Genomic DNA, 3,334 nt, shown 5'->3' on the forward strand with positions numbered 1-3,334 from the left:
TCTAGAAAAAACTTCACCGATGACCACTGTTTTTTCTGCAATGACACATACAGGGCACGACCCACATCATTACTGTTGTGCTGAACAGTATATGACTGACCATCAATGATTAAACTGGGGCGTTCTCCTCGTAGATAATCCTCATCTTTCAGGATTTCCTGCTCTTGTTGATCAGCGCGTAACTCAATACCCTGATTCAAACGAAGAGACGTGTCTTTATCATCTGCCCAACTGTTCGGACTGGTTAACGATAAAACGGTCAGGCACAAAAACGCTACCCATCTTGAAGTGAGGGAGTAATTAGATCGGTGTACATCAAACATCATGTTGAAACTCATGAAAAGGAAAAAGCCAGATGCCCGAAAGCATCTGGCCATATTTCATCCTTGAACTAACAATGATTACTTCGCACCACCAAAAGCAGTGTCATAATCACGGTTAGAAAATTTAGCAATCCCTGCTAAAGCGGCAGCATCAGCACCATAGAAGTGACCTTCAGTGGTACCCATAGTTGAGCTATTAGCTAAAGCGTCACCTGAGAAGCTAGCATCCGAGCTGTCAATTGAGGCGTTGATAGCAATGCTAAGACCAGTTCTGCTCATTGAGCCGGATAGGTTGTCTGTGCCGAAGTTAGCATTCAGCGTACCTGTCAGTAAGTTAGAGCCGTTGTAATTGTTGATACCTTTAACGGTGTAGGCCGCTGTACCAGTGGTTGGCATGGTGGTGCCTGTATCATCCCCAGAGTAATAAACCACACGCGTTGGATCATTTGTGGTGCCATTTTGTGACCACTCACCGAAATAAACCTCCTCCCCTGATACTTTAGCGAAATCAAAATAACCCAAAGCAGAGTGTGAAGGTGGCATCATGGCGGGTGTAATCGTATAGATACCATTGCCATCAGCACTAACCATATTGGTCAGACCAGAAAAACTTACCATAGCTCCGTTATGAAAATCGGTAACACCAACACCTGGTGCTCCTGTTGTGCCAGGGTGATCAGGCGTCGTACTTGTTGTTCCTCCGACAGTAATATCCCCTAAATAGCTCTGACCAGACTCTGTGGCATGAGCCAAACCAGTAAAACCTAAAGCTAAAGCAAGAATTGATAGTTTTTGTAATGTTTTCATCATATTGTCCTCGTATTTAAAAAATAGTTAGTTATTCGGTAACACTGTTTTTTTTGAGAAACCACCTCCTTGTCTCATGATTAAAATTTAGCCGTGAGGCTGAGTTTGAATGTGCGCCCTGGGGCGGGGATAGCAGAACGACTCATCGGATCGATGTAGTACTCATTGCTGAGATTAGTACCGGTCAGTTCAACACTGATATCGTCGTTTAACTGATAGCTGGCATAGGCATCAAATAACAGGATGGTGTCCCATGACAGTGGTGTATTGGCGAAGAAAGTGATGTCAGAAGGATCGCGATAGTTACTTTCAAACTTATCTTCATGTTTGTAGTAATAGGTGACACGACTTCCTAGCTCTAATTTACGATTGAAAAATCGCCCGCCCAGCGTCCAGTTTGCGGTGTATTCCGGCATGGCCATGCTTACCAGATAACCACCGACAAAGCCATCTTCAACACAATTACTGGTGGATCGATAATCGAGCACAACAGCAGATGACTCATCACAGACTTCATTTTCGAAGTTATAGGCCAGGCTCAGGTTGGTAAAAAAGCTGCCGTTGTCATAGCGACCCTGAAACTCAATCCCTTCCAGCGTTTGTTTTTCGAGATTGCTAAAGTTCATATTAGGGTCACGCTCGATAACGTTTTCAGTGCGGTTATAAAAATAACTGAGTTTGATATCGGCATAATCCGCATCAAAAACGCCTGCCAGGTTATGCACATAGCCGATTTCGTAGTTATAGATATGCTCTGGTTTTAACTCGTAATCCGGGTTAGGTAGCGAGGCTGAAAAACTAATGGTATTTTCAAATAAACTGGGGAAACGATAAGCCTGACTATGGCGAGCATAGATACGACTATCGTCATTCAGATCCATCGCAACCGATAGAACTGGAGCCCAACCATCCCCTTTAAGGTGTTTCACCTTTTTAATGGTTTGCACATTGCCAATGACCTGCGCCCCCTTATGACAAGCCGTCACATCGACATCAGCCGTTAAGCAGGGGTGATTATTTCTATAATATTTGCCATCTTTACCGACTTTCCAGACGCTTTCATAGGATGCTGTTTCCGTTGTACCTACAGTATCTTGAATCTGCTGGATGAAGGCGTCTACGTCAGCCCCCATTGACTCCCAGAAGGCACGGTTATCCTCCCAATTCTGTATTTCTGGATCGACATCAGCCTGAGTAATCACCTTGTCATATTCAACGTGGATGGTTCTTCCTATAGTCGGTGCATAACTATTGAGGCTGGTGTTACCCGCATCCAATTGGCTTTTACGAAAATCATCAAACGTCCAGAAAGAGGAATAACGCATGCCGGCATCCACACTAAGAAAGTGTGTGGGTTTCCAGGCAAAGTTGAAATTCATTTCTTTTTCTTGACGACGTCCAGCTTTGGGATACATTCGGAAGCTACCCGTCGGATCATAACGATCATCAGAACGTAATTTTTCATGCTGATAACGGCCGCCCACGGTCAGATCGAGGTTATCCATCAAAGCAAAGGTATTGCTCAAGGTGACACCACGACGATCTTCTTTGGCATTTCTTAGTGCTGTATTACGAAGAGTGGTATTACCCGAGGCATTGTTATCATAAGGTTCATTGGGGTAACCACCTGCCGTGTAGGTGTCACTGACGGTATCCGTTCTCCAGACACTGGCATACAAATCGACCCAACGATTGGTTTCAGGGTTGAGCTCGTATTCGACGTTATACGCTTTTGCTTTTACTTCACTTAATGGCCATTGCGGCACACCTTCATCGACAGCTCTTTCCCATGAAATTCGTGACGGGAATATTTCGCCATAGGTAGTGGATGTATCGCGGTAACCAAATGAGAGGCTGTGGTTATCACTGAATTTGAACTTGGCTTTTGCTAACCAGGATTCCATTTCGCTTGAAGTATTGGGCAGTTCATCCCCTGGCTTATAGATGTTGGCCATATCAGGAATCATATTGTCTTGAAGATTATCCGAACCACGAGAGTAGAAACCATCCTGATGTTTCCCTGCGAAATGGTTACCTTTCTTGCGGTAAGCGTAAGCCCCCATGAGATCAAATGCCTCCTGACGGGTACCAACAGCCAGACGATAAGCATAGTCATCAAAATAGTCTTGCCCACCTGAATGGGGTTCGACATAGAGCGTTGGATCGTAGATATCACCTTGAGCATTAAAACCGGGAATATCGGT

2 protein-coding genes and 1 pseudogene are annotated in these 3,334 nt (G+C 44.6%); all 3 read right to left on the minus strand.

Going from position 1 to position 3,334, the window contains the following annotated elements:
- Window positions 1-326, minus strand: a pseudogene (locus B4K20_RS08615) (peptide signal); the annotation flags it as partial.
- Between the two features lie 75 nt (window positions 327-401).
- Window positions 402-1,130, minus strand: a complete 729-nt coding sequence (locus tag B4K20_RS08620; protein ID WP_289282585.1) for a Slam-dependent surface lipoprotein — start codon at window positions 1,128-1,130, stop codon at window positions 402-404.
- Between the two features lie 80 nt (window positions 1,131-1,210).
- On the minus strand, window positions 1,211-3,334 hold a 2,124-nt coding region (locus B4K20_RS08625), incomplete at its 5' end, for a TonB-dependent receptor domain-containing protein (RefSeq protein ID WP_289282586.1).

It is taken from the genome of Methylophaga sp. UBA5088 (assembly GCF_002414625.1).
GTDB classification, from domain to species: Bacteria; Pseudomonadota; Gammaproteobacteria; order Nitrosococcales; family Methylophagaceae; genus Methylophaga; species Methylophaga marina.

Bases quoted from the DNA above. Each gene is read 5' to 3' on its own strand.
- B4K20_RS08620 (WP_289282585.1), bottom strand. From the start codon at position 1,130: ATGAAAACATTACAAAAACTATCAATTCTTGCTTTAGCTTTAGGTTTT.